The sequence below is a fragment of the Aequoribacter sp. genome, from assembly GCF_965659035.1.
Classification (GTDB): domain Bacteria; phylum Pseudomonadota; class Gammaproteobacteria; order Pseudomonadales; family Halieaceae; genus Aequoribacter.
In genome coordinates, this window is record NZ_CBFHWH010000002.1 from 1 (window position 1) to 23,591 (window position 23,591).

At 52.1% G+C, this 23,591-nt stretch carries 23 protein-coding genes; 19 read left to right on the top strand and 4 right to left on the bottom strand.

Annotation, left to right across the window (positions count from 1 at the left end):
- Positions 1 to 123: 123 nt before the first annotated feature.
- The 15 genes from ACTF5Z_RS00695 (at position 124) to ACTF5Z_RS00765 (ending at position 13,806) form a co-directional block, all read left to right on the top strand.
- The gene (locus ACTF5Z_RS00695) at positions 124 to 900 is read left to right on the top strand and encodes an SDR family NAD(P)-dependent oxidoreductase (RefSeq protein WP_438984108.1); all 777 of its coding nucleotides are present in this window, start codon (positions 124 to 126) and stop codon (positions 898 to 900) included.
- A 323-nt stretch (positions 901 to 1,223) separates the two neighbouring features.
- Positions 1,224 to 1,736, top strand: coding sequence for a Na+/H+ antiporter subunit E (locus tag ACTF5Z_RS00700; RefSeq protein WP_423849291.1), 513 nt, complete (start codon positions 1,224 to 1,226; stop codon positions 1,734 to 1,736).
- The gene (locus tag ACTF5Z_RS00705) at positions 1,724 to 1,987 is read left to right on the top strand and encodes a monovalent cation/H+ antiporter complex subunit F (RefSeq protein ID WP_423849290.1); all 264 of its coding nucleotides are present in this window, start codon (positions 1,724 to 1,726) and stop codon (positions 1,985 to 1,987) included. Before ACTF5Z_RS00700 ends, ACTF5Z_RS00705 begins: the two co-directional genes overlap by 13 nt.
- Positions 1,984 to 2,307: a monovalent cation/H(+) antiporter subunit G gene (gene mnhG, locus ACTF5Z_RS00710; RefSeq protein ID WP_438984109.1), complete on the top strand. Its 324-nt coding sequence runs from the start codon at positions 1,984 to 1,986 to the stop codon at positions 2,305 to 2,307. The genes ACTF5Z_RS00705 and mnhG overlap by 4 nt, the downstream gene beginning before the upstream one ends.
- Positions 2,304 to 3,284, top strand: coding sequence for a DUF4040 domain-containing protein (locus tag ACTF5Z_RS00715; protein ID WP_438984110.1), 981 nt, complete (start codon positions 2,304 to 2,306; stop codon positions 3,282 to 3,284). The genes mnhG and ACTF5Z_RS00715 overlap by 4 nt, the downstream gene beginning before the upstream one ends.
- Positions 3,281 to 3,640, top strand: coding sequence for a cation:proton antiporter subunit C (locus ACTF5Z_RS00720; RefSeq protein ID WP_423849287.1), 360 nt, complete (start codon positions 3,281 to 3,283; stop codon positions 3,638 to 3,640). Before ACTF5Z_RS00715 ends, ACTF5Z_RS00720 begins: the two co-directional genes overlap by 4 nt.
- On the top strand, positions 3,637 to 5,118 hold the full coding sequence (locus tag ACTF5Z_RS00725; protein ID WP_438984111.1) for a monovalent cation/H+ antiporter subunit D family protein: 1,482 nt from the start codon (positions 3,637 to 3,639) through the stop codon (positions 5,116 to 5,118). Before ACTF5Z_RS00720 ends, ACTF5Z_RS00725 begins: the two co-directional genes overlap by 4 nt.
- Positions 5,115 to 6,578, top strand: a complete 1,464-nt coding sequence (locus ACTF5Z_RS00730) for a monovalent cation/H+ antiporter subunit D family protein (RefSeq protein ID WP_438984112.1) — start codon at positions 5,115 to 5,117, stop codon at positions 6,576 to 6,578. The genes ACTF5Z_RS00725 and ACTF5Z_RS00730 overlap by 4 nt, the downstream gene beginning before the upstream one ends.
- Positions 6,575 to 6,814: a hypothetical protein gene (locus tag ACTF5Z_RS00735; protein ID WP_423853519.1), complete on the top strand. Its 240-nt coding sequence runs from the start codon at positions 6,575 to 6,577 to the stop codon at positions 6,812 to 6,814. Before ACTF5Z_RS00730 ends, ACTF5Z_RS00735 begins: the two co-directional genes overlap by 4 nt.
- Complete coding sequence (locus ACTF5Z_RS00740; protein ID WP_423850340.1) at positions 6,807 to 8,489, top strand: Na(+)/H(+) antiporter subunit D; 1,683 nt, start codon at positions 6,807 to 6,809, stop codon at positions 8,487 to 8,489. The genes ACTF5Z_RS00735 and ACTF5Z_RS00740 overlap by 8 nt, the downstream gene beginning before the upstream one ends.
- A gap of 94 nt (positions 8,490 to 8,583) precedes the next feature.
- Positions 8,584 to 9,444 (top strand): formyltetrahydrofolate deformylase, encoded by an 861-nt coding sequence (gene purU / locus ACTF5Z_RS00745; protein WP_423850339.1) that lies wholly within the window; start codon positions 8,584 to 8,586, stop codon positions 9,442 to 9,444.
- Between the two features lie 114 nt (positions 9,445 to 9,558).
- Complete coding sequence (locus tag ACTF5Z_RS00750; RefSeq protein WP_438984113.1) at positions 9,559 to 10,911, top strand: ATP-binding protein; 1,353 nt, start codon at positions 9,559 to 9,561, stop codon at positions 10,909 to 10,911.
- Complete coding sequence (locus tag ACTF5Z_RS00755; protein ID WP_438984114.1) at positions 10,908 to 11,588, top strand: response regulator; 681 nt, start codon at positions 10,908 to 10,910, stop codon at positions 11,586 to 11,588. Before ACTF5Z_RS00750 ends, ACTF5Z_RS00755 begins: the two co-directional genes overlap by 4 nt.
- 87 nt (positions 11,589 to 11,675) lie before the next feature.
- Positions 11,676 to 12,065, top strand: a complete 390-nt coding sequence (locus tag ACTF5Z_RS00760) for a hypothetical protein (RefSeq protein WP_438984115.1) — start codon at positions 11,676 to 11,678, stop codon at positions 12,063 to 12,065.
- 100 nt (positions 12,066 to 12,165) lie between these two features.
- Complete coding sequence (locus ACTF5Z_RS00765) at positions 12,166 to 13,806, top strand: alkaline phosphatase D family protein (RefSeq protein WP_438984116.1); 1,641 nt, start codon at positions 12,166 to 12,168, stop codon at positions 13,804 to 13,806.
- A gap of 130 nt (positions 13,807 to 13,936) precedes the next feature.
- Here the strand turns inward: ACTF5Z_RS00765 and ACTF5Z_RS00770 are convergent, their stop codons facing one another.
- A complete protein-coding gene (locus tag ACTF5Z_RS00770) occupies positions 13,937 to 16,240 on the bottom strand; it encodes a TonB-dependent receptor (RefSeq protein ID WP_438984117.1) in 2,304 nt (767 codons plus the stop codon).
- Between the two features lie 210 nt (positions 16,241 to 16,450).
- Between ACTF5Z_RS00770 and ACTF5Z_RS00775 the strand changes: the two genes are divergently transcribed.
- Positions 16,451 to 17,056 (top strand): fumarylacetoacetate hydrolase family protein, encoded by a 606-nt coding sequence (locus ACTF5Z_RS00775; protein ID WP_438984118.1) that lies wholly within the window; start codon positions 16,451 to 16,453, stop codon positions 17,054 to 17,056.
- On the opposite strand, the gene ACTF5Z_RS00780 is transcribed toward ACTF5Z_RS00775, so the two are convergent.
- Positions 17,053 to 18,516: an amidase gene (locus ACTF5Z_RS00780; RefSeq protein WP_438984119.1), complete on the bottom strand. Its 1,464-nt coding sequence runs from the start codon at positions 18,514 to 18,516 to the stop codon at positions 17,053 to 17,055. The genes ACTF5Z_RS00775 and ACTF5Z_RS00780 overlap by 4 nt on opposite strands.
- Positions 18,517 to 18,546: 30 nt before the next feature.
- A complete protein-coding gene (gcvT, locus tag ACTF5Z_RS00785; RefSeq protein ID WP_438984120.1) occupies positions 18,547 to 19,656 on the bottom strand; it encodes a glycine cleavage system aminomethyltransferase GcvT in 1,110 nt (369 codons plus the stop codon).
- A gap of 125 nt (positions 19,657 to 19,781) precedes the next feature.
- Here gcvT and ACTF5Z_RS00790 point away from each other — a divergent pair, with 125 nt between their 5' ends.
- Positions 19,782 to 20,306, top strand: a complete 525-nt coding sequence (locus ACTF5Z_RS00790; RefSeq protein WP_438984121.1) for a shikimate kinase — start codon at positions 19,782 to 19,784, stop codon at positions 20,304 to 20,306.
- A gap of 365 nt (positions 20,307 to 20,671) precedes the next feature.
- Positions 20,672 to 20,884 carry a PA3496 family putative envelope integrity protein gene (locus ACTF5Z_RS00795; protein WP_438984122.1) on the top strand — a complete coding sequence of 71 codons (213 nt, stop codon included), beginning with the start codon at positions 20,672 to 20,674 and terminating at the stop codon, positions 20,882 to 20,884.
- 109 nt (positions 20,885 to 20,993) lie between these two features.
- Here the strand turns inward: ACTF5Z_RS00795 and ACTF5Z_RS00800 are convergent, their stop codons facing one another.
- Positions 20,994 to 21,839 carry a LysR family transcriptional regulator gene (locus tag ACTF5Z_RS00800; RefSeq protein WP_438984123.1) on the bottom strand — a complete coding sequence of 282 codons (846 nt, stop codon included), beginning with the start codon at positions 21,837 to 21,839 and terminating at the stop codon, positions 20,994 to 20,996.
- A 177-nt stretch (positions 21,840 to 22,016) separates the two neighbouring features.
- Here ACTF5Z_RS00800 and ACTF5Z_RS00805 point away from each other — a divergent pair, with 177 nt between their 5' ends.
- Entirely contained in the window at positions 22,017 to 23,321 is a 1,305-nt protein-coding gene (locus ACTF5Z_RS00805; RefSeq protein ID WP_438984124.1) for an NAD(P)/FAD-dependent oxidoreductase, read from the top strand.
- The last annotated feature ends 270 nt before the right edge of the window (positions 23,322 to 23,591 follow it).

Consider the following 23,591-nt stretch of genomic DNA (forward strand, 5'->3'; position numbering starts at 1 on the left):
AACAATCAAGCGTGCCGCCCATCGCAGGAAATGTGAGGCCAATTGAGAATCCCACCAATGCGACTTGACCACTGTGAAGGCGGTGAATAGTCTGCTGTTAAGTGAACATAAAGAAGAAACGCTATGTCTCAAGATTATTTTGAACTGAAGGGTAAAACGGCACTCATTACCGGCGCTTCAAGCGGATTGGGCGCCCATTTTGCGGGCCTACTGGCAAGCGAGGGCGTGCACGTCATTATCGCGGCACGCCGGACGGATCGACTCGCTGAGCAATTGGAGCGCATTAAATCTGAGGGGGGGTCCGCCCGAGCCATAGCCATGGACGTAACGGACAACGACAGTGTCTTAAAAGCGTTTGAGTCGATCGCTCACACCGAGGGCCGTTTGGATATTTTGGTCAATAATGCCGGCGTGGGCGACGACCCCAAAAAGTTTTTGAATACCGACGAGGAGGATTGGGCATGGCAGATGCAGACCAATTTAGATGGCGCCTGGCGCGTTGCGCGCGAAACCTCTCGTTTGATGGTGCGTACCGAAACCGCAGGTGCCATTATCAACATCGCCTCTATTTATGGCTATAACACAGGCGCCATGAAGGTCGCTTACAATGTCTCTAAGGCCGGTGTAATGCAGCTGACCAAATCGATGTCGATTGAACTGTGCCGCAATAATATCCGAGTAAACTCGCTGTGCCCCGGATGGTTTTTAACCGAGATTAACCAAGAGTATTTTGCCACCGAGTCGGGCGAGCGCTACGTCAAAGGCATCCCTATGCGACAGCTGGGCGAGTACAGCGACTTAAACGTACCGCTGCTCATGCTCGCAAGTAACAAAGCCGGGCGATACATGACAGGGTCTGCAGTCAGCGTTGATGGTGGTATTAGCGAGAGCCCGATCTGATCACTCATGCGACAACAAAACGAAAATAATATAAAGGTAATCAATAAATTTTCGCTGCAATCCCTGTCAAAAGGGCTTTAACTTTGAATCAATTTGCCTATACTGAGATTCGTTTTGTGCATAATTCACATCGCGGTAACAATAACTGGGTAGCACTAAGTACTCATAGCACTTAGCGGTGACAAGGGCAGGGTAAATGGTTGAAGCGAATAAAGAGCGTCGACAAAATTCCAAGGCAATGACAATGCGCTTCGGAATATGTTGTTTTAACCATTACAACCGCCAGACTTGTTTGACTTCGGACAACAATACTCGCTGACATCATGACGCATTCTGACTCACCGACAATAGCTCGGACGCTGTTCTTTAGCGCTGTATTGGCAGTCGCTTGGCTATTGTGGTCAGGCCTATACAAGCCCCTGCTGCTCAGTTTAGGACTGATATCATGCGTACTTACCATGATACTGGTTCGTAGAATGCGATTTTTTGACGACGAGGTTTACTCGTTTCATCTAAGTTGGCGTCTGATCCGGTACTGGGGCTGGCTGGTAACAGAAATATGGCGCTCTAGCATCGAAGTAACAAAAATTGTGCTTCACCCCAAATGCCCTGTCAGTCCCCGCACGGTTGAGGTGAAAACCGATGCATCTGATAATTTCACACAAGTACTTTTGGGCAACTCCATAACGCTTACCCCTGGCACATTGACGATTGATGTCTACGAGGGTGTTTTGACGGTACACACCTTAACCGATGCAGGTGCAAAAGCGCTGTTATCAGGTGAAATGGCCGCCAAAGTCACCGCAGTAACCGGAGCTGACGCATGTTCACAGTAAGTGCTGCGGCCATCGCTATCACCATGGCGCTGGCGCTGATCAGGGCCATAAAAGGACCCTCGGAATACGATCGAATACTGGCCGTGAACATGTTTGGCACCAAAACCGTCTTGTTGCTCGCTGTAGCCGCCTTCATGATTGGTCGCCCTGACTTTTTAGACTTGGCTCTGACCTACGCTTTAATCAATTTTATTGGCGTATTGGCCGTGTTGAAGTTCTTCAAAGCGAGAACGCTCGGATCTAAGTCATGATTGAACTAGTCGTAGACACTGTAAGCTGGATTCTCATAGTAGGCGGGAGTTTGTTCGTCGTAGTGGGCGGCATTGGCGCACTTAGAATGCCCGACTTGTTCACCCGTATGCACGCTGCAAGCGTCACCGATAGTCTCGCGCCCATCCTAATTCTTTCTGGCCTAATGCTGCAGTCAGGGCTGAACTTGTACACGGTTAAGCTATTTGCGATTTTATTGTTTTTATTGCTCTCTGGGCCGGCTGCGTCTAATGCACTTGCCAGTGCCGCGCTCTTATCCGGTCGAGAAGAGACAAAGCCCACACAGGAGACGCAAGAATGATTGCCGTTTTTAGCATCTTTCTGCTGTCACTTTTAGTCATAACCGCCGGCGCCGTCATTCGCGCCTCTAACTTGTTTGTGGCCGTGATGTTAATGGGTATATTCAGCCTGTTAATCGCGGTTAATTTCTTCTTACTCGATGCGGCGGATGTGGCGCTAACCGAAGCCGCCGTCGGGGCCGGAATTTCCACGGTGCTGTTCCTTGGGGCACTTAGTGTACTCGATGGCACTGAAAAGCCTCGCTTTAGTGGTCGCAAGACGGCACTGGTGTCCATTTTAATTGCCGGCCTTGCCATGGGCTATGCCACGCTGTACGAACCCTCATTCGGTGATCCTTCAGCACCTGCGCACCAACATCTAACGCCCTGGTTTATGCAAACGACGGCCGAGCAGGTCGATATACCTAACGTCATTACCGCAATTCTTGGAAGTTTTCGGGGCTACGATACGCTGGGCGAAGTCTTCGTCGTACTAGTCGCGGGCATTGGCGTGTTGTTTTTGTTGGGCAACCAATCGGGCGCGCAGCCAAACAGTGCTCGAGCAAGCTCAGAAAGCTTAAAGCACTACCTGATACCGAGAATGGTCGGGCGCTTACTCATACCCTTTATCATTCTGTTTGGGTTGTATGTTCAGTTTCACGGCGAGTACGGCCCAGGCGGCGGATTCCAAGCGGGCGCTCTAATCGCCGCTGGCATGATTCTCTACACCTTGTTAGAAGGGCAAGATCGCGCTTTAGCGGTTCTTACGCCTAAGTTTCTTCGTGTTTTGATGGCCAGCGGTGCATTACTGTACGCGGGTGTTGGCGTCGTCGGTCTGCTCAAAGGCGGGTATTTTTTAGACTACTCGGTTCTGGCAGAAAACCCCGTCACGGCCCAGCAAATAGGCATTATCACTATCGAGCTCGGTGTTGGCATGACCGTGACCGGCGTCTTGTTGAGTATTTTCCACGCCTTCGCCGCGCGGGGTAAACAAGCATGATCGTCCTAGAGCTCTTCCATTACTGGGTGTTCAGTGTGCTCATGCTGATGGGGTTTTATACCGTCATCGCGAAGCATAACTACATCAAAAAATTACTGGGCTTATCGCTGTTTCAATCGGCAGTGTTCTTACTATTTATTGGTATTGGTAAGGTAGAAGGTGGCACAACACCTATTTTGAACACCAGTATTGGTGCCGATGTATTTTCAAACCCCTTGCCCCAAGTTTTAATTCTTACCGCGATTGTCGTGGGCATCTCGACCAGCGCCTTGGGATTAGCGATCGTCATTCGCATAAAAGAAGCCTACGGCAGCATCGAGGAAGATGATATCCAGGATGAGGATAGCAGCGCATGAATTTAGCTACGCACTACCCCGTTCTGCAGGTTGTCATCCCAATGCTGCTGGCGCCCTTGACTATGCTGATGCCATCTCGACTGTTGGCATGGCTAATTGCCACCGCAACAAGCCTGTGCGCTTTTGCCATCGCCATCGCGATTACGCAACTGGTTCTGGCAGGCGACGTCGGCGCCTACCCGCTTGGAGGTTGGCCTGCGCCCTTCGGCATAGAGCTTAGAGTCGACGCGCTGAGTGCGCTACTGCTGCTACTGATCTCTGGAGCTTCCAGCGCCGCACTCCTTGCGGGATATCAGAGCTTGGCACAGGATATCGACGCTCAGCGAGCTAACCTGTTCTTCGCGGCATGGTTGCTCGCGCTTGCTGGCTTGTGCGGTATTGTCGTGGCAGGGGACGCATTTAACATTTTCGTGTTCATGGAAATATCCTCGTTAGCAAGCTATATACTCGTCGCTGCCTCGAGTGACCGTCGCGCCTTACCTGCCGTGTTCAAATACCTGGTCATGGGGACAATTGGCGCTACCTTTTACCTCATTGGGGTGGGCTTGCTCTACATCATGACGGGCACCTTAAACTTAGCGGACCTAACGGCTCGCATACCCGAGGTCACGAATCAAACCCCCATTTTCATGGCGGCGGGCTTTATCTCAGTCGGTCTAGCATTGAAAGCGGCTATTTTCCCACTGCACGCGTGGCTCCCGAACACCTACAGCTTTGCGCCGCACGCAGTAACCGCATTCTTGGCCGCGTGTTCAACGAAAGTGGCGCTTTACGTTTTCTTGCGCGTTGACTTTTTCGTATTTCAGGGCGCACTCAGCGGACACGGAGCACAGTTTGCAGGATACCTAATGCCAATGGCCGTCGCTGCCATCTTATTCGGCTCAGCGATTGCGATCAGAGAGCCTCTCGTAAAACGCCTATTTGCGTGGTCTTCAGTAGCGCAAGTTGGCTATATAGCGCTGGGAGCGTCTCTTTTATCTCACACGGGCCTGTCTGCGGCCTTGTTACACATGTTCAATCATGCACTTGCTAAAGGCGCGATTTTCCTTGCGATTATTGTTTTAGCAATGCGTGCCGGCGGCGTCTCTATCGAGCACCTTAAGGGCCTCGGCCGACAACACCCAGTACTTGGCATCGCCTTCACTATTGCGGGGCTAAGCCTGATTGGTATTCCTGGAACAGCTGGTTTTATCAGCAAATGGTTTTTAATTCAGGCGATTCTCGAACATCCTCAGTGGAGCTTACCGCTACTGATTATCGTTCTGGCGAGCTCACTAATGGCTGTGGTGTACGTCGCTAAAGTTGCCGAGTCTTTGTTCTTTCAGCATGCAGAAACACAGCGCCAGCCACTACCGCTGATGCCAATGACAATCGTGGTGATTGCAAGTGCGGCCAATATCGCCTTTGGGCTCGCGCCACAGCTTCCTGTTGAAATTGCAAATGCCGCAGCATCACTGTTATTGGAGCAGACACTATGAGTGGTAACTCCCTAATGCTCATACTGCTTATTCCCACGATCGGCGCCATCGCCATAGCACTCGCTGGACGCGTTAACCAGAACCTGCGCGAAGCGTTTACTTTTGTCACGGCCGGTTTACTGGCCATCACCGTGTGGCCAATGGCAATCGATGTTGCCCATGGTGGGCGATCGAGCATCACACTCGCAACGCTGACCGACTCGTTAAATATCACTCTGCACACCGAGCCGTTAGGTGCACTATTCGCGACTCTGGCGGCATCCTTGTGGATTATCAACTCTTTGTATTCTGTCGGGTACATGAGGGGCAATAACGAGTCGCATCAAACGCGATTTTACGTATTTTTCGCGATCTCGATCGCAGCCGCCATGGGCGTTGCGCTGGCCGGCAACCTGTTCACCTTGTTTTTGTTTTACGAGATCCTGACACTCGCAACCTATCCGCTCGTGACCCACAAAGGTGATGAGGCCACCATTCGCTCGGCGCGCGTCTATCTGGCAATCTTGATGGGTACCTCCATCACGCTTTTTTTACCTGCCGTGATATGGGTCACAAGCCTAACAGGCGGAGCCTTCACCTTGGGCGGCTCACTCCAAGGAAAAGTTGATGCGCCCACTGCGGGGTTGTTACTGGCAATGTTCGTGTTTGGCATCGGTAAAGCGGCGGTTATGCCGATTCACCGCTGGCTCCCAGCGGCAATGGTCGCACCAACTCCGGTGAGCGCCCTGCTGCACGCTGTCGCTGTGGTAAAGGCCGGTGTTTTCAGTATCACTAAGATTATTATCTACATTTTTGGCGTGGATTGGCTATTTTCGTTAAGCACCACCCAATGGCTTGTCTGGATTACGTCGTTCACCATCATCGTGGCAAGCTTGATCGCTCTGCGTCAGACTAACTTGAAGCGCTTACTTGCCTACTCCACCATTGGGCAACTGTCTTATGTCGTTATGGCGAGCGCCATTCTGAAGCCGATGGCAGAAATCGGAGCGGCACTTCACATGGTCGCGCACGCCTTCGGAAAAATTACGCTGTTTTTCGCGGCCGGGGCAATTTACGTCGCGAGCAAAAAAATTGATATCACTCAGCTCGCTGGTATTGGCCGACGCATGCCAGTAACCATGGCAGCCTTTACCGTCGGTGCGCTAAGCATGATCGGCGTGCCACCAACCGGCGGCTTTGTATCGAAGTGGTACATATTGGGTGGCGCATTTGAAGCCGACAACTTTCTGGCCATTTTCACAATTATTGCCAGTACAGCCCTGAATGCAGCCTATTTCTTGCCAATTATTTATGCGGCCTGGTTCTTACCAGAGGACCAAGCCCCCAAAAAACCGCACGGAGAAGCACCGTGGCCCATGGTCGTTGCTTTGGCGCTTACCGCACTCTTGACCCTGGGATTTTTCTTTTTCAATGGCCCAGTTATTGAGATCGAAAGACAGCTCGTAGGAGGTCTGCAGTGACGCAAGATAACGAGATCAATGTGCGCAAAGCATGGATCATTTTTTCTGTGCTACTCGCACTGACTCTACTGGTCGAATTCGCCATAAAAGCGAAAACACCCTTTGAATCGTCGCAGTGGTGGGGTTTTGGCGCAGTCTTTGGTTTTTTTGCCTGCGCCGCGATGGTCGTCGTCGCGAAGCTGCTGGGCTACCTCCTAAAACGCCCGGAATCGTATTACGAGGACAGCAATGATTGAGTTTATCCCACCCGGATTGATTCTGCTGTGCGCAGCGCTGTGGGTTGCTGTCGTACCCAACCATTGGCACCGTCTGGGCTTGTTTGTGGGCCCGGTGCTGACCTTAATAGCGATTTGGTCTGTACCGGACGGTGTGTCTCTTACCGCGCCGTTTTTAGACTACGAACTCCAACTCATCGAGGCCAGCCCAGAGCGGCGCCTGTTCGCTACCATCTTCGCGACTATGGCGGGCGTGGGCGCTTTATACGCTTTTAAACACGCGCGACGACTGGAGCTTGCCTGTGGTTTCGCCTACGCCTCAGGGGCAATTGGTGTGAGCTTTGCCGGTGATCTAATCACGCTGTTCTTGTTTTGGGAGCTCATGGCGCTGTTCTCAACCTTAGTGGTGTGGTTTGGCGGAACGGCAGGCGCGCGAGCGGCCGGCATCCGCTACGCGATTGTGCACTTGTTGGGTGGCGTTATATTAAAAGTTGGTATCGAAGGGGTCGTGGTACACACGGGCTCAATCGACATTCAGGCGCTTCAGGCCAACAATTTCGATACTTACATGATGCTCTTGGGGATACTCATCAATGCGGCGGCGCCGCCAGTTTCAGCCTGGTTGTCTGACGCCTACCCAGAAGCTAGCCCAAGCGGCTCACTGTTTTTATCCGCGTTCACTACAAAAACTGCTGTACTGGCGCTGATACTGCTCTTTCCAGGAACGCCACTCCTCATTTATCTCGGCGTATTCATGATTATGTACGGCATTATTTGGGCCTTGCTCGAAAACAATGTGCGCCGCATCTTGGCATTCTCGATCGTGAACCAAGTGGGTTTTATGGTGGTCGCCGTGGGCATCGGTACGCCAATGGCCTTGAATGGCGCAACCGCTCATGCCTTCGCCCACATCATCTATAAGGCACTGCTGTTCATGAGCGCTGGCGTGGTGATTTATCACACCGGCAAAGAGAAGTGCAACGAACTGGGTGGCTTGTACAGAACCATGCCGCTGACCGCTTTTTGTGGCATCGTGGGCGCACTAGCGATTTCAAGCTTTCCGCTGACCTCGGGCTTCACCACTAAGACGATGATCTCGGAAGCAGCAGCGATGCAAGACTTAGTCTGGGTATGGTACGTTCTTGCTGCCGCCTCAGCAGGCGTATTTTTGCATGCGGGCATCAAGTTCCCTTGGTATGTTTTCTTTCAGAAAGATTCGGGCCTTAGACCCAAAGATGCGCCCTGGAATATGGCCGCCGCCATGCTGATCTTTGTAGGCTTATGTTTTGGTATCGGTATCTACCCAGAACCTTTCTATCAACTTCTGCCCTATCCAACGGAGTTTTCGGCTTACAAACCCGGAAAAGTCATATTCTACCTGCAGTTATTGTTGTTCTCGGGGCTCGCGTTCTTTTTACTGCTACCCCTCATGAAGCGCACCAATACTTTAACGCTAGACACCGATTGGTTCTGGCGCAAACTGGGCGCGAAGATCTCGGAACGAACCACTGACGTGATATCACGAGGCTACAGCAAAGCTTCGCACTCTGTCGGTGCGGGAATTAGCGCTGCACTCAAACCCATACTACCCTCGAGCGACCCAAGTAAAGACTCGGTGCCCGCTTGGTCCATTGGCACCACGGCGCTATGGATATCAACGCTGCTAAGCGCTTACGTGCTGGTTTATTATTGGTAATCGGCTGAACGGACCCATCGGGGTACAAAGCGGTTCGATTATTCGGGTAGCTGCGGTATCCTTGCGCCCTGTAAAAACGACCGGATAAAGAGCCATGACCAGCAATACAAGCTTTACGCTCACAGCCACCTGCCCTGCGAGTAGCGGAATTGTCGCAGCGGTAACCTCTTACCTATCCGACCAAGGTTGTTATCTATCGGAACTCCACCAATTCGACGATGAAGATACCGGTCGCTTTTTCTTGCGTACGGTGGGTCGTTTCGAGGTCAACACGATCTCACTGGACGCACTGCGCACAGGGTTTGCACCCATAGCACAAACGCTGAATATGGAATGGGCCTTTCACGATACCCTGGCCCCGATGAAGACCTTGATTATGGTCAGTAAGTTTGACCATTGTTTAGACGATTTGCTTTACCGTGTTCGCAAGAAAGAGCTGACCATCGACATCACCGCGGTCGTCTCTAACCACAAAGACTGCCGCGCGCTCGCCGAACGCGAAGGCATTCGCTTCGTTCATCTACCTGTCACGCCCGATAATAAAGCACAACAAGAGCAAGCCCTCTTGGACATTGTGAGCGAGACTCAAACCGAGCTCGTGGTGCTCGCCCGCTACATGCAGATCTTAAGCGACGACCTGTGCCAATCGCTCAAGGGCCGAGCCATCAACATTCACCATTCGTTCTTGCCAGGTTTTAAAGGCGCCAAACCCTACCATCAAGCCTACGAGCGTGGCGTAAAGCTTATTGGCGCTACCGCGCACTACGTCACCGCGGATCTGGACGAAGGCCCAATCATCGAACAATCGGTGCAACCCGTAGACCATACCTACACGCCGGAACAATTGGTTGCTGTTGGACGCGACACCGAAACCATGGCCTTGGCACGCGCCGTAAAACTGCACTCGGAGCACCGTGTATTTTTAGATGGCAACAAAACCGTGATTTTTAAGTAAGGCGGTTCAAATACTCAGCCCCCCAACGCTTTACTGAGCGACGAGCACTCGGGTCAAAATCCATATTTGTTGCACAATCCTGAGCTATACTCGCTGTCATATTAGGAGTAAGCCATGCCGATATCTCTGCGATCAAAACTTGCTCTCGCCTTTACCGTGGCAAGTTTGTGTCTGCTGGGTATGGTATATGCGTTAACGCAGCGAGGCTTTGACCGAGACTTTTTAGAATTTGTGGGCAAACAGCAGTTGCGAAATGCCAGCGAAGTCGAGCAGCGCCTCGTCGACCTGTATCAGCAAGAAAACGCCTGGCCCCCAGCGCATAGCGAGATCCTGAGGCGAGCCATAGCGGGCGACGTTATGGGGCGCGAACACGAACGCAGGCGCACTCGGCGCTTACTACTGCTGGACGCCGAGCAACGCATATTGATGGGCCCGAAACGCAATCCCAACAATCTCGTTAAGCAAGCGATCGCTGTAAACAACCAAACCATCGGTTATTTGGCCATACCTCGCATTCAGGCAATCCCCGCGGGCCTAGAACAATTATTTGCCGCTCAGCAAAAACGCAGTTTTGCTATCACGGCCGCCTTTGCCAGTATCGCCGCCTTTGGCTTTGCGTGGTGGTTTTCGGGGTATTTCACGGCGCCCATCCGAGCTTTGTCGCGCAACATCAATCTTCTGAATCAGGGCGAACGTGATGTAACACCCCCCACAACGAATACTCGGGAACTCAAAAGCTTGGCGACCGATATTGCGCAGCTAGCGGCTACGCTAAAAGAGCACGAGCAAGCCCAACAGCAGTGGCTTGCCGATATCGCTCATGAACTACGCACCCCCTTAACGGTACTCCAAGGTGAAGCTGAGGCGCTGCAAGACGGTATTCGGCCACTCGACCAACGCGCAGTTAGCTCGCTATTAGAAGAAATCAATCACCTCCATTTTTTGGTGAATGATCTCAACGATTTAGCCCAAGCTGATATCAACGCAATGGTTTTGAACGTTCAGGCTTGCAACTTAGTCGAGGCCATCGATGCCGCTATACAGCGGCATGCGAGCGCTTTGCAGGCAAAAGGGCACGGTATGGAACTCGCAATCGACAATAAAGAGTTTAATTTACTGGCTGACCCTCAGAGATTAGCCCAGATCCTAGACAACCTGTTGAGCAATTGCATTCGCTACTGCCAGTCAGAGGCGAATATTCGTTTCTCTGCGAAGCTGGCAGGCGACACAATCGAATGGTGCATCGAAGACTCAGGTCCGGGTTTTAGCGGCAACTTTGAGCGGCTGTTTGAACGGCTTTATCGCGCCGATAGCTCACGGCAAAGGGTGAGTGGCGGCGCCGGTTTGGGCTTGGCAATCGTGCGTTCGCTGGTGCTTGCTCATGGCGGTCAAGTTCACGCCGACGCATCCCCTTTGGGGGGATTGAAAGTCGCATTTTCTTGGCCTGTCGCTAAGGTGCCGTTGTGAGCTCTATCGCCATTATAGAAGACGACCCTAAGATCGCCAGACTATTGGCCGATTATCTCACGCAGGCGGGCTTTGATATCGCAACGGCACACAGCGGGCGAGAAGCCCTCACGCTTGCAACAAGTCAGCACTTTGATTTGTTTTTGTTGGATGTCATGCTGCCCGATGGCGATGGTTTTAGTGTGTGCAAACAGTTGCGGTTGTCTAGCTCAGCGCCCATTTTATTTTTAACCGCCCGCATTGCCGAAGAAGATCGGCTGATGGGCCTGGAACTTGGCGGCGACGACTACATCGTCAAACCTTTTAGCCCCCGCGAGGTCGTCGCTCGTGTTAAGGCCAATTTGCGCCGTCTCGCCCTGGATTCAGGTCAATCACCAACTAGCACTCTGCAACTTGACCAAGACACCTTGACCGCTCAGTTTAGAAACCGATCCACCGATTTAACAGCCATAGAGTTTGCATTACTCGCCGCGCTGACAGCCGCTCCTAACAGGCTATTCAATCGCGATGAATTAATTGATCGCATCTACAGCGACGGTCGCGTGGTCAGCGACAGAACTATTGATAGCCACATTAAGAAGCTCAGACAAAAATTAAGTCGCATCAACCAGGGCGAGGTCATAGAGGCGGTCTATGGCGCCGGCTACCGCTTTAAGCCTTGCACAAAATTACCTTAATTATTCCATAATTTGTGCACAATACAGTCGTACTATGAAACCGTGGCAGTGACGCAAGGCTGCCCTTCAACCCACAGGAGAGTTGTCATGAACACAAAAACCGTAATAAGTAGTATCGCTCTTGCATTGACTATGAGCGCGGGCGCATTTGCAATGCATCATGAAGATGGCGAGCGCGGCCTTGGTGACGGCAAGCGTCTAGAGAAAATGGCGCAGCAATTAGATCTTAACGACGAGCAAAAATCTCAAGTTGCGCAAATCATGAAAGCGCAGGGTGAAAAACGAAAGGCGATGATGGAAGCTCACAAAGCACAGCGCGACGCCATGCAAGCCGACATGCGCAGCCAACTCAGCGGCGTCTTAACGCCAGAGCAAATGCAGAAGCTCGACAACATGCGCGAAGAGCGTGATGAACGCCGCGAAGAAAAAATGGAGAAGTGGAAAGAAAAGCGCGAAAAGCACAAAGAACGTTACTAAACCCGTGCATGGCGGGCTGAGCTATCAGCCCGCAATCTTGCCATGAAACTGTAGCGATTTAGGGGTAAGCTGAGGCAACTGTCTAATTAGGAGTCTTGGTATGCCACTAGAATCGATAAAGCGCAGAACCCTCGTCAAAGGCCTGAGCGCGACGCTCGGCTTGCTCGCCCTCCGCGGCTTTAGCGTAAACGCAGAAAACCCTGTTCACTTCACTCACGGTATTGCCAGTGGCGATCCATTGCACGATCGCGTAATTCTTTGGACCCGCGTCATTCCGGGTCACGGCGCACACCAACAGCTTAAGGTCGAGTGGCAAATCGCGAGCGACGCCAAGTTCAGAAAAATGGTGGTTGAGGGTACGACCGAAACCGACGGCGGCCGAGACTACACCGTGAAAGTGGATGCCACGGGCTTGAAAGCCGGCAAACAATACTATTATCGCTTTACTTGTGAAGGCGTTAGCTCGATTGTTGGCAAGACCAAAACGCTGCCAAAGGGCAAGGTCCGAGAGTTTAAAATGGGTGTGGCATCCTGCTCAAACTATCCTCAGGGCTATTTCAACGCTTATCAAGACATGGCACAAGCTGATTTAGATGTGGTGCTGCATTTGGGTGACTACATTTATGAATACGCCGACGGTGTTTATTCCAACCCCATTGCGGTCGAGCAACTCGGTCGTCGAGTACAACCTAGCACCGAAATTATTGCGCTCGAGGACTACCGCATGCGCTACGGCTTGTACCGCACCGATGCCGACCTTCAAGCCCTGCATCGAAATCACCCAATGATCGCCGTTTGGGACGATCACGAACTCATGAATAACACCTGGCACTCGGGCGCTGAAAACCATAACGAAGGCGAAGGCGACTTCGGCACGCGTATTGCGGCAGCAAAAAAGGCCTACCACGAGTGGATGCCTATTCGCACCCGCGAATCTGACCAAGAGAATATTTATCGCAGCTTCGAGATTGGCAATCTAGCGGACTTAATCATGCTTGATACGCGTTTTGTCGGCCGCGATGAGCAGCTCGAGTACAGTAGAGATCTGGGCAAAGACCCCCGCACCTTTGCTGATACCAAACTGAACAAGCCCGAACGAGAACTGCTAGGCAAACCCCAAGCCGATTGGCTACGCAATAAACTACAAAAGAGTAAAACCCGAGGAGCCACTTGGCAGGTGCTGGGTCAGCAGGTACTCATGGGCAAAGTTTTGATACCCTCGATTGACCCCGCAATTGTCGACGAGGCGCCCATTCCCGACAGCTATAAACAGCGAATGAAGAGCATGCTAAACCTAGCCAAGCTAGGATTACCACTGAACCTAGATGCGTGGGATGGCTACCCAGCAGCGCGGGAACGCCTATATGACGACTTATTAGAGTACGCTGTGAACCCAATTTCATTGGCCGGAGATACACACAATGCGTGGGCCTTTAACCTGCGCAACGCTGAGGGTAATGCCGTCGGTATTGAGCTGGGCACCCCGGGGATATCCAGCCCAGGGCTTGAGAGCTTTCTGCCTCTGCCAATAGAAACGACCAAGGCATCGTTTTTGGCGTCCAGTCCTGAACTGGTCGAGGCCGACACCTCGCAACGAGGCTGGGCCCTGCTGACCCTGACACCCAGTGGGGCGGAGACACAATTTCGCTATGTCTCTACGGTACTTTCGCGCGAGTACTCGGTAACTAGCAGTGCACCGCTGCGCGCGTCTGCCGGCAAGCGTCGTTACAACAAAACCTAGAATCATGAGTCGCTCACCAGAGAACATCTGATGAGCGGCTTATCGCAGAACAAAGCGCTTACCAATCTAAAAAACACGCAATAAAAAACCCGGCCAGCTCACACTGACCGGGCTTTATTGAGCTCGCAGCCTAGAAATCCACGTAAACGCGAACACCGGCGATCATGGGCATGCCCGGTACGTAAGTCGGGATACCAATGCCCCCACCGGTATTACCGGCGTCGATCAAATACTCTTCGTCAAACACGTTATCAGCATATAACTCATACTTGATGGAGGAACCTTTGCGGTTCAGCATAACCGAGGCATCGGTAATCCAGTACGCGTCCTGCGACAAACCTGGGTAGTTTGAGCTCTCGAAGAACACTTCAGATTGGTAGGACATCAACAAATCCATATCCAGGGTCCAATCTGACCAATCGATACGCTTGTTGATGTTTAACGAACCCGACACCTCTGGGGCTAAGCGGAAGTTATTGCCGGCGTAATCAAATACCTGACCATCGGCTGTTTTATTCGCAAAGGTCGCATCCAGTAAACCTAGGCTTGCGCTAATCATTAGGGTGTCGCTTGGAATAAAGCGCGCGGTAGCTTCAAAGCCGGACATGGTCGAGTCGCCTACGGTCACCGTGATGCTTTGCAGCGTGGTAGCGTCCGTGTAGCTCTGCTGATAGTCCTGATACTGATACGTAAACAGGGCAGCGAACAACGACCAGCGATCACCCATATACTTAAAGCCGACATCGTAAGAGTCTACCGTTTCCGCCTTGGTGATCACCGTTGCACCGAAGTTAGGATCTACCACAGGCGAACGGCGGCCTTGGGCGTAGTTAAAGTAGAACGACAAATCGTCGCTGTAGGCGTAGTTCAACGCTAAGCGAGGCAAAGTCGCAGTGAAATCCTTTTCGGCTTCAAAAACCACAAAGTTGCGAGTTAGGCGCGTTTCGTCGATATAGCGAACACCCGCCGTCGCGTTGATTTTCTCCGTTAGCTGATACGAACCCTCAGCTACGATCGAGTTAATATCTAACTCGGCCTCAAAGGTGTACGGACCTTGCACAAACGAAGACGGCAAGTTCGGATCTGAGATTACCGTGCCATCGGCGTTGAACAAGCTTGAAACCAAGGTCGCGCGCAGGGCTTCGATCTGAGCCAAAGACGCCTTAGTCGAGATATTTTGGTTCAAGGGAATATCGGGGTTCGCCGCTTCTAAGGCTGCCTTTACCGCATCGAAAGTCCCACGTACGTAAGGGTCAACCATGACGTAGTAAGGTAATTTCGATTGATCTTGTGAATTCGAGATGCCCACAAATCCTGCGAACCGCTCACCATCATCAAATACAAGTCGCGCTGAAGCCCCGTATAAGATCGCGTCGTTGTCGAAATAGGCGTCCTGAATACGCAGGCCGGTACCATCTGCATCGAACGCTTCGTTTAACTCAACGTCTTTGTAATAGCCGTCAACGAGCGCAGACAAACTTTCTGAGAAACGATAATTGAAGGTAAAGTCGCCCGTGAGGAGCTTGCGTTCGATACCAAGCTCTGAACCAAAGCCCAGCTCGGCCGAGGTAAAAGGACTTAAGTTGCCATTTTTTGGTGCTATCGAGCCGGACTTAAAGGCAATGCCGGGCTGGTCGTTGTACTCATACCCCGCGCGCAACACTAAATCCCAGTTATCGTAGGTCGTTTTAAAGCTTGCACGTAAGGCTTGAACCGAGACACCGTTTAAATCGCCACCCTTACAGCTTTTTACAGCACCTGTGTGATCGGTAATTTGGCCACTCGGGTTGTATGAGTTCGCCGAACACGCCGTATTTTTGATGACACCATCCATCTCACGATAAATGCCTGCGATACGAAATGCGTTACGGTCGTTAACAGGTAAGTTGATCATAGCTTGTGTTTCGACGCCCGCCTCAGTGTTCAGAGCAAAACGCGCATCGGCGTCAAATGCAGAGTCAGGGGTATTGGTAATAATACTGACCGCGCCGTTAGCAGCGGCGACTCCGAATAAAGTTGGTTGGGGGCCTTTTAATACTTCGACACGAGCGATGTCGTACAATGCCGCGCTCGATACCGTTTTTTTCGAGATATCAAATCCATCTTGATACACCGAGATTCGGGGCGTTGCAGACACCGAGGCGGTGTCGTCGGTAATGCCACGGATGTTAAACGAGGGCAAGCTCACGGCTTGCTCTTGAATTACCACGTTGGGTAGCACTCGCGATAAATCATCTAATTCCGTCGTGTTAGTGCGCTCAAGAAATTCAGCCGAAATAACGTCCATCGTCGCCGCCACATCAAGCACGGATTGGTCACGCTTTTGGGCGGTTACGATAATTTCCTCCATCGCATTGGTGTCGGCAAACGACACTTGTGAGGCGGTCAACACCGCGATAGACAGTGCTTTAATACGGGTTTTCATTCGTTTCATGGTTGCTCCTTAATAGTCAACTGGGCCTGTGGACCCAGCACAAGGTTAGGAGCAAATCTTTGCGTTTTTCCTGCAGTTTGTTGACGAATTTGTAACCGTTGCATGACAGGAAACAGTCTTTTTACTACGAAGCAGGCATCGAGCAAAGGTGATTACGCATTTGCATGAGAGTATCATTCGTCTATCACTAAATTCGCAGCCGGACGACTCATGCCATCGTTTAATAGCAACCTAATACACCCCACGAAAATTGTGTGCATTGGCAAAAACTACGCCGCCCACATAGAAGAAATGGGCGGATTAAAGCCCGACGACATGACGGTGTTCCTCAAACCACCAACCGCATTAAGCGATACCCTACACGCGACCTTAGACGAGACACTGCACTACGAAACTGAAATTTGCTTGCTAATGCATGCCGGTCAGGTGCGGGGGCTTGCTGTAGGCTTTGACTTAACCAAACGGGAAACGCAAAACGGTCTGAAGAAACAGGGACTGCCATGGGAGCGGGCTAAAGCGTTTGATGGGGCTGCCGTGATCAGTGATTTCGTGACGGCACCTGACAGTTTGGACGATCTGCACTTGACCCTGCACATAAACGGCGAACTCAGGCAACAAGGGCACGTCAGTATGATGCTGTATCCACCACAGGTCATATTGAACGAGCTTAATCACTTTATGACGCTGTGCGACCAGGACATCATAATGACCGGGACGCCAGCAGGGGTTGGCCCAGTGGAAGCGGGCAGCGAATACAAAGCCACCGTTTACGACGGCGACCAAGTACTCGTTAGCCACACATGGGTCGCAGTTTAGTCGGCGTAACCCGGGGGCGGAACAAAACCCTGATGGTGCTGTTCCAGCAATGCAGCCACCGCCAGCGTCGTTTTATCTTCTAGATAGGCGCCCGCAATTTGCACACCAATGGGCATGCCGTCGCGGCTCATACCAACCGGTGCTACCGAGGCAGGCAAGCCTGCATTCAAAGTCACGCCAGCCCAACGCATCATATCGGTGTAGGGCCGCTGCTCGCCGTTAATGGTAAGGCGACGAGCCGACATGTCGGGCGTGTGATCATGCGCGAACGCTGTCGCGGGTGCACAGGGGCACAAAACCACATCGTATTGCTCGAAGAATCGCTCCCACTCGGCACGATTTTTCAGGCGCTGCTCTGAGGCCTTGGCCCAATCGCGATGACTCATAGCGATGCCGCGCATTTGTTCTAAACTATCCGAGTGATCGTTTGGATCGGCCGAAGCAGCCACTTTTTGTGCCATATCAAATACTGACTGTGGCATACCGGCGCCCATAACTGACATCAATAAGTGTAGGTAGGTGCGATGATTCTCAGCCAAATCAAACTTGGGGCGCGCTTCAAAATCTACCCTTGCGCCCGCGGTCTCTAAGGAGCGACCCGCGGCTACAATTGCGTCACGAATGTCCGCATCTACTGGGCAAAACTCATCGTCTGCCCAAACCGCCACACGCAGGTCATTAATGGATTCGAAACGTGCAGGCGGCAGATCCACGCGCCAAGCTTTGGCATCCATAGGGCCCGGGCCCAGCAGTACATCTAGTGCTTGAGCCACGTCCGCTGCACAGACGCCGAGTGGGCCCACTACCGACAAATCAGACTCGGTAATCACTGTTTGACCCGGTGGGATATGGCCCTGCTGTGACACAATGCCATAAGAAGGTTTATGACCAAAGACGCCGTTAAAGTGCGCCGGCGTTCGAATAGAACCGCCAATGTCACTGCCGACCTCTAGAGCCGACAGACCCGCCGCCAAGGCCGCGGCAGCGCCACCTGACGACCCACCACAAGTGCGCTCGATGTTCCACGGGTTGTTGGTCACACCGTACACCTCGTTGTAGCTTTGTAAGTCGGCACTCATAAAGGGCACATTGGTTTTACCCACAATAATGGCGCCTGCGGCACGATATCTCGCAACGCTAACCGCGTCGGTCTCGGGCACTTGGCCAGCGCGCGCGGGTATGCCACCCACTGTGACTAAACCCTGAGTGGCTAGCGCATCTTTTACCGTGATGGGCACACCATGCAGAGGCCCCCAATCTTCACCGCGCCCGGCGGCTAGATCCGCCGCTTTAGCGCGCGCTCGGGCTGTATCGATATCCATCGCGACCACTGCATTTAAGGCGGGATTAAAGCGCTGGATTCTATCGAGATAAAAATCAAGCACGCGCTCTGACGACAGTGTACCGGCCTTGATGTCTTTGGCGAGCTCAAATGCGCTGCGGTAAAGTATCTGAGTCATGGTGTTTCCTTATTGGTGTTTTATATGCGCTCAACCGCGGAAATAGCGCTGTGCGACAAACGGTGTTTTGGCGACTTCGACGTCCACCAGTTTGCCGCGAACATCCGCAAACAAAACGGTGCCAAGCGCCGCTGTCTCAGCACTTACGTACGCCATCGCCACGGGCTGCTCGAGGGTCGCCCCAAAACCACCGGAACACACCGTGCCGACCTGCCGTTGTTGTGCATCAAAGACGGCCGCGCCTTCACGCACTGGGCGTTTACCCAATACTTTCAGACCCACTCTGACTGTGTCAGTACCCTCGGCCCACTGCGCCTCGATAATAGTACTGCCCAAGTAACCGCCAGCACGCGCACCCTCGTGTCTGCGAGCTTTAGCGATGGCCCATTTTAAGCCAGCTTGAATGGGTGATATGTTTTCTTCGAGTTCGTGCCCATAAAGACACAAGCCTGCCTCTAAACGTAACGAATCACGAGCGCCAAGACCAATGGGCAGCACATCTGCGTGTGCCAAAAGTTTTTGCGCTAAGGCCTCGACATGCGAATTTGGGACCGATATTTCAAACCCGTCTTCGCCAGTGTAGCCCGAGCACGTGACATACACTTCCTCGCCGTCAAATTGTGCCCAGGTGCCTGTCATGAAAACCAAATTCTGGGTCTCTGGCAGCAGGTCATTCATCACCGCTCGCGCTTTGGGGCCCTGCAAGGCCAAAAGCGAATGCTGGCTAAGCACCTCTAAATTCACACTCGCCAAATGCGAGCGCAAATGCTCAAGATCTTTGTCTTTGCAGCCGGCATTAATCACCAGCATGAATTGATCCTCTGCCCAACGTGTAACGATCAAATCGTCAATGACTCCACCCGCTTCATTGGTCAGCAACGAATAGGTTTGGGCGTTCACAGCCAGACCCTCCAGATCGGCCGGCATTAAAGCTTCAAGCGCAGACACAGCCCCTTCCCCACTAACGACAACCTGCCCCATATGCGACACGTCAAACAAGCCAGCGGCTGTGCGCGTATGCAAATGTTCTTTGATAATTCCAGTTGGGTACTGAACGGGCATATTGTAGCCAGCAAAAGGCACAAGCTTGGCACCTAACGTTTGATGTAGTGACTCTAGAGGGACGCTTTTTAAGCTCATGGTAAGTTCCTGAAGTTGTGGCCTAGGCAGACTAATCAGCCACAAGCCAGAGAGCAAAGTAAAGGGCTTATCGGTTGGCGATATACGCCTTACAATATGGGGCTTATTGTAGGGCATTTAAATCAATGAGCAACGGCACAAACAAAGAACAGAACTGCGTAACTTTGATCGGCATGCCCGGAGCTGGTAAATCGAGCGTAGGTCGTTATTTGGCAAAAGCTCTCAAACTCAGATTTCACGATACCGATGATGACCTTGAACGCCGCGAAAACGCCACACTCCAAACCATCATGGATACCAAGGGTCTGGATTACTTCCGAGCGCTGGAAGAATCCCTGTTGTTAAACATCGATTTCCAGTCCGAAGTAATTGCAACGGGGGGTAGCGTTATTTATAGCCAGCCACTGATGACAAAACTGAAAGCGCTGGGGCCTGTAGTGTTTCTCGACGTCCCTCTTTTGACTTTGCAAGATCGGGTCGCACAAGACGCGCCCCGCGGTATGGCGAAAAGTCAGAATACGAGCTACGAAGAGCTGTATCAGCAACGGCATCCACTTTATTGCGCGTGGGCAGATATCACCATCGATTGCAGTGATTCAGCCAAACCCGAGACCATAGCAGATGCTATCGCAAAGCTATTGCGCGACTAGCAGGACGCGTCCGCGGACGTGTCCGAACTCACTTGCGCGCTGGATTGGGTAGCAAAAAAACCCACGCCGGTATTAGTCGACGCCATCAATAACCCACAAAATCTTTTAAAAACATCCGCTTATAGATTTCACCCGATAGAATCCAAAACTTGGCACGGCACCTGCAACTCTTATAAGCAAGCAGCGGCTTGTGCCACATCATGGACGATGAGTATTTTACGGCGAATACAGAGGCTGGGAGCCACACAAGCCGCCGCTTTCGATAAAAATATTTAATCGAAAAATTAAATATTTTTTGTTTTACAGAGGTCAAGGTGTAAGTGATATTGCGCGAAATTGGCTCACCGAATGTTGGAGTGTGACAGATGGCAAAGCATGACGACAGCAACGATACCGGCGATCTCGACGATTTTGACGATGAAGGTATGGGCTTGGACGATGACATAGACGTGCCATTGAATAATCTATCGGAAAAACAGCAACTTGCGGAAAAACGACGGCGTGCCGAACTGCGCATGGAAGAACGTCGCTTACGCGAAGAGATCGGTTATTACGATTTAAGCTTCGACGATCTTTAAGGCAAGTTAAAAGACACTGCGTCACCCGCCATACACCCCCCCCCTTGGGCGGGATATAGCTCTTTATCCCACCGACACTACATTCACGACGCTTCTGGTCCGTCAAACCCTACAGACTCAAATTACTGAGCTGTTGCTTAAGGCGGCGAACCACTGGGCTGGTGCGCATGTAAGGGTGCACTAGTAAAGTAAGAGGCGTGTCGAACTCTGGCGCCTCTGGCACTCTACAAATGCCCTGCTCTTGCAAGGTCGATTGCATGGCTTCAGGAAAGAAGCACGCACCCTGCTGGCGTATAACCTGCGCTATGGCCGCGTCCACCATGTTGGTTTGCAAGTAAGGAAAAGGGTCTTTCGTCACTTGGCGAACGTGAAAGCGTGAAAAAGCTGTGCCCCACTGCAAGTATATGTAACGCGTGCTCACTGCTTCAGCCAAATTCTTGATGCTGTGATGCGCAAATAGCCGCAAGTGCAAATCGCCGACGCAATGAGACTCGAGCTCGGGGGCCGCCGGCGTATCAAACACCAGAGCCGTATCGAGCGCACCCTCTCGCAACTTTTTCGCGATCATTTCTTGCGACAGGGTCTCGACGTGCAGTTTCAAATCCCCTATTTCATCGTGAAGTTGGTCAAAGCACGACTGCAGGGTATCGCACCAGAGCCCTTGGCGAATACCGACGCTCAAACGCAAATCGCCGCCCTCCCGTAGCGCAAAATCCTGTCTGGCTCGCAGCAAAGAAAACAATATCGATTCCGCGTGTGGAACCAAACGCTCACCTTCGGGGGTTAACTGGATATTGTTGCGATCGCGATGAAATAAAGGTGCGCCGAAGTAGGATTCTAGCTGCTTAATACGTGCACTGACTGCCGCCTGAGTAATGAATAGGTTATCGGCCGCTCGACCAAAATGTCGAGTGGCTTTGACTTCTAAGAAGGTGCGCAATAACTCGGTATCCATAGGCGGATTTTGACCTGCTTTAGTGAAATAGCAAGGGTTTTCATGCCCTCATCGCGAACCACGAAGTCACCGCGGCCGATAATAGCAATTTGCGTTTTGTCTAAAGAAAAAACGGATAACTACCTAGCCGGACCACCCTAGGGTACACTGCCCAAAATTGCGAAAAACTACAGTCTCTTGAATTCTTTCGACCCAAAGTCTTGGTATCAAGCCTCGAGCCCAAAGCAAACAGAGCGCGCCCGCTTAAGTGGCGACCGCCACACCGATGTCTGCGTCATAGGCGCTGGTCTTACCGGCCTATCGGCAGCGATCGCACTGCGTGATCTTGGGTTAAACGTGATGGTGCTAGAGGCCAAAACCGTAGGTTATGGCGCCTCCGGTCGCAATGGTGGTCACGTGGGTGTAGGACAACGGCGCGGTCAGCTGATTTTAGAGCGCTGGCTGGGTTTAGAGCATGCAAAAGCTCTGTGGCAGCTTGGCTTAGAGGCCGTAGATTTGGTCAGCGAGCTAATTTGTCGATTTGAGATCGAATGCGAGCTTAAAACCGGTAATTTGTTCGCATCTGCGAACCCCAAGCTGACCGCCGACTTACAGCGTGAAGTCGACCATTTACACACCGTCTACGACTACAGCGGCGCCCGCTATCTCAGCCCTCAGGAGCTTCAGCAAGAGACCGAGGCACAAGGCCTAATTGACGGCGTGCTCGACTCCAACGCCAAGCACCTGCACCCACTCAAGTACGTGCACGGCCTGGCTAGAGCCGCCGAGACACTAGGCTGTGAGATCTTCGAGTACACGCAGGTCACTCGCATTCAACAGGATTCCGATACCGTCAAGATTTACACCGAGCATGGCACTGTTTGTGCAAATAAAGTCGTGCTCGCGTGCAACGCCTATATCGACCAGTTGGAGCCCCGCCTTACCAGCAAGATCATGCCCATTAACAACTACATGATCGCCACGGAACCCCTATCCGAAGAGCTGGCTCGCTCAATCACTCGCTCGGACGTAGCCATTGCCGACTCACAGTTTGTCGTCAACTATTGGAAGCTTTCAGCAGATAAGCGTCTTTTGTTTGGCGGAGGTGAGACCTATTCGAGACGCTTCCCCGACAACATTAAAGCTTTTGTCAGACCTCATCTGCTTAGCCGGTACCCACAGCTAACCCAAACGCAGATTACGCACGGGTGGGGTGGCACGCTGGCGATTACGCGCAACCGTCTACCAAATGTAGGCCACATTAAACAGCAAGTGTATTACGCCCAGGGTTTTTCGGGCCACGGTATATCGATTGGCACACTAGCCGGTAAATTGATGGCCGAAGCGATAGTCGGGCAAGGCGATGGCTTCGAACAACTTTGCCGAATTCCAATAAAAAGCTTCCCCGGAGGCCCATTACTCAGGTGGTCAACCCTCGTCGCAGGCATGCTATTCTATAGCCTTAAAGACAAACTCAGCCCAAAGGTCAGGTCCCTCGTATGAAGCTAATCCCAGTCGCCTTGCTACTCAGCATATGTATCTCTGGTCTGGTCGGGTGTGCCGGCCATCCCGCCCACACAGCCAATTTAGAGCCCAACGATCTCGCTTCAGTCTCGAATAAAGTATTGTGTGACGCGGCCTATCCAGACGAAGGTTACTTGCCCACGCCCGAGATCGAGATGGAGGTTGCGCGGCGCGGGCTGAATTGCAGAAATTATACGTTTACGCGACGGCCGTGATTTAACGCTCAACGCGCATTGTCGGCAGCCAAAC

What these genes read in the sequence shown, in the direction of transcription:
- ACTF5Z_RS00695 (WP_438984108.1), top strand. Translation starts at nt 124, where the DNA reads ATGTCTCAAGATTATTTTGAACTGAAGGGTAAAACGGCACTCATTACC.
- ACTF5Z_RS00700 (WP_423849291.1), top strand. Translation starts at nt 1,224, where the DNA reads ATGACGCATTCTGACTCACCGACAATAGCTCGGACGCTGTTCTTTAGC.
- ACTF5Z_RS00705 (WP_423849290.1), top strand. Translation starts at nt 1,724, where the DNA reads ATGTTCACAGTAAGTGCTGCGGCCATCGCTATCACCATGGCGCTGGCG.
- mnhG (WP_438984109.1), top strand. Translation starts at nt 1,984, where the DNA reads ATGATTGAACTAGTCGTAGACACTGTAAGCTGGATTCTCATAGTAGGC.
- ACTF5Z_RS00715 (WP_438984110.1), top strand. Translation starts at nt 2,304, where the DNA reads ATGATTGCCGTTTTTAGCATCTTTCTGCTGTCACTTTTAGTCATAACC.
- ACTF5Z_RS00720 (WP_423849287.1), top strand. Translation starts at nt 3,281, where the DNA reads ATGATCGTCCTAGAGCTCTTCCATTACTGGGTGTTCAGTGTGCTCATG.
- ACTF5Z_RS00725 (WP_438984111.1), top strand. Translation starts at nt 3,637, where the DNA reads ATGAATTTAGCTACGCACTACCCCGTTCTGCAGGTTGTCATCCCAATG.
- ACTF5Z_RS00730 (WP_438984112.1), top strand. Translation starts at nt 5,115, where the DNA reads ATGAGTGGTAACTCCCTAATGCTCATACTGCTTATTCCCACGATCGGC.
- ACTF5Z_RS00740 (WP_423850340.1), top strand. Translation starts at nt 6,807, where the DNA reads ATGATTGAGTTTATCCCACCCGGATTGATTCTGCTGTGCGCAGCGCTG.
- purU (WP_423850339.1), top strand. Translation starts at nt 8,584, where the DNA reads ATGACCAGCAATACAAGCTTTACGCTCACAGCCACCTGCCCTGCGAGT.
- ACTF5Z_RS00750 (WP_438984113.1), top strand. Translation starts at nt 9,559, where the DNA reads ATGCCGATATCTCTGCGATCAAAACTTGCTCTCGCCTTTACCGTGGCA.
- ACTF5Z_RS00760 (WP_438984115.1), top strand. Translation starts at nt 11,676, where the DNA reads ATGAACACAAAAACCGTAATAAGTAGTATCGCTCTTGCATTGACTATG.
- ACTF5Z_RS00765 (WP_438984116.1), top strand. Translation starts at nt 12,166, where the DNA reads ATGCCACTAGAATCGATAAAGCGCAGAACCCTCGTCAAAGGCCTGAGC.
- ACTF5Z_RS00770 (WP_438984117.1), bottom strand. Translation starts at nt 16,240, where the DNA reads ATGAAACGAATGAAAACCCGTATTAAAGCACTGTCTATCGCGGTGTTG.
- ACTF5Z_RS00775 (WP_438984118.1), top strand. Translation starts at nt 16,451, where the DNA reads ATGCCATCGTTTAATAGCAACCTAATACACCCCACGAAAATTGTGTGC.
- ACTF5Z_RS00780 (WP_438984119.1), bottom strand. Translation starts at nt 18,516, where the DNA reads ATGACTCAGATACTTTACCGCAGCGCATTTGAGCTCGCCAAAGACATC.
- gcvT (WP_438984120.1), bottom strand. Translation starts at nt 19,656, where the DNA reads ATGAGCTTAAAAAGCGTCCCTCTAGAGTCACTACATCAAACGTTAGGT.
- ACTF5Z_RS00790 (WP_438984121.1), top strand. Translation starts at nt 19,782, where the DNA reads ATGAGCAACGGCACAAACAAAGAACAGAACTGCGTAACTTTGATCGGC.
- ACTF5Z_RS00795 (WP_438984122.1), top strand. Translation starts at nt 20,672, where the DNA reads ATGGCAAAGCATGACGACAGCAACGATACCGGCGATCTCGACGATTTT.
- ACTF5Z_RS00800 (WP_438984123.1), bottom strand. Translation starts at nt 21,839, where the DNA reads ATGGATACCGAGTTATTGCGCACCTTCTTAGAAGTCAAAGCCACTCGA.